Raw genomic sequence first — 1,775 nt, 5'->3', positions numbered from 1 at the left:
CGGCGGGCTCGGGCGCCACGGCGTCGCACCCCTACACGGCCCCCGGTTCGTACACGATCACGCTGACCGTCACGGACGATGCGGGAGCCACGGGAACCACCACGCGCGAGATCACCGTCGAGGAGCCGGCCGCCGCCGACTTCCTGATCCAGGACGACTTCGAGCGCAGCGCGACCGCGTCGTGGGGCAGTGCGGGCATCGGCGGGGCATGGACCATCACCGGCGGTGCGGCCTCCGCGGCCTCGGTCTCGGACGGCAGGGCCCGGCTCAACCTTCCCGCCGGAAGCACCCGGCTCGCACGCCTCGCGCAGACGCCGGTGCGCGAGTACGTCGCTGAGGTCGACTTCTCATCGGATGCCGCCCCGGAGACGGGCGGTGCGTACATCGGCGCGGTCGCCCGCGATACGGGAGCGGGCTCCTACCTGGTCCAAGCCTGGTTGCGACCGGGCGGCACCGTGTGGCTGGTCGCCCAGCGCGGCTCCACGGTGCTCCAAACATCTACGCTGTCCGGCCTCACCTATGCGGCCGGCGACGCCTTCACGCTGAAGCTCGAGGTCACCGGCACCGAGTCGACGCAGCTGCGCGCGAAGCTGTGGAAGGCCGGGAGCGCGGAGCCCGCGAACTGGCAGATCGCGGCGCAGGACGGCGACGCCGCGCTTCAGGCGGACGGCGTCGTGGGCCTGCGGGCGAACCGCACCGGCACCTCCACGAGCCCGCTTCTGGTCGCCTTCGACCGGTTCCAGGTCGGGAAGGTCGAGTAGGCGAGCATTGGAGGCGAGACTACCGTGATCATGGCCATCGGCGGCCTCGCCGCAGCGATCGTCGCGCTGCTCGTGCTGCGAGCCGCGCCGCGCCTCACGGTCGCGCTCTGGCTGGGCGTCCTCTTTTTCGTGCCCGTGTGGGTCGGGGTGAACATCGGGCCTTACTGGTCGGCGATCACCCTGGTCACGGTTCTCGCGGTCGCGACGTGCTCGAGGTCGGTCGAGCTCTCGCCCGCCGACGGCGTCATGGCGGCGTTCGCGCTGCTCATCGTCGCACAGTACGCGCTGGGACTCGTCTCCCTCTCAGGAGCGGTGATCGCGCTCTCCGAATGGATGCTCCCGTACGTCTGGGGCCGACTCGTCCTGGCCAGGGTCAGCCTGGAGTTCCTCGTGCGAACGGTCGCCCTGACCGCCGTCGCCGCGGCGCTCCTGGCTCTGCTGGAGTCGATCTCGTCGTTCAATCCCTTCGCCCTCATCCCGGCGGGCGACTCCGGCCTCTACGGCGTCTGGGCCCCGCTCCAGCCGCGTGGCGGGCTCCTCCGCGCGGAAGGCGCCTTCGGCCACTCGATCGCGCTCGGCGCGACGCTTTCGATGTGCGCCGCCTTCGTGCTCGCCGCGAGGTGGCGGCTGATCCTCCGCCTGGCACTTCTGCTGATCATCGCCGCTGCCGTCGTGCTGACGCTGAGCCGAATCGGCCTCGTGACGCTCGTGATCACGGTGGCCCTGTCGATCCTCGTCCTTCCCGGACTGTCCCGGAGAGCACGCGTACTCACCGGTGCAGCAGGCCTTGCGGGCGCCATCTTCGTCGTGCCCTTCGTCGACGACGTGTTCCTGGAGGCGGGACGGGAGGCCGGCGGCAGCGCCGACTACCGGCTCGACCTGCTCGCCCTCGGGCCGGTGCTGCGCCCGTTCGGCGCTGCACCGGACATCACGGGGTTGACCGTGAACGGCGAGTACCTCGGAGCCTTCGCCCGCTCCATCGACTGTCAGTCTGTTTTTACCCGATCTCGCAAG

General features: G+C 70.7%; 2 protein-coding genes. Both read left to right on the top strand.

The window, feature by feature from the left end:
- A partial coding sequence (locus D1J51_RS17630) for a PKD domain-containing protein (RefSeq protein WP_119077307.1) occupies window positions 1–761 on the top strand: 761 nt, incomplete at its 5' end.
- 24 nt (window positions 762–785) lie between these two features.
- Window positions 786–1,775 (top strand): hypothetical protein (locus tag D1J51_RS17625; protein WP_119077305.1); only part of this gene is annotated, 990 nt, incomplete at its 3' end.

It is taken from the genome of Leucobacter sp. wl10 (assembly GCF_003569785.1).
Classification (GTDB): Bacteria; Actinomycetota; Actinomycetes; order Actinomycetales; family Microbacteriaceae; genus Leucobacter.
This window is presented reverse-complemented; position numbering and strand designations above follow the sequence as displayed.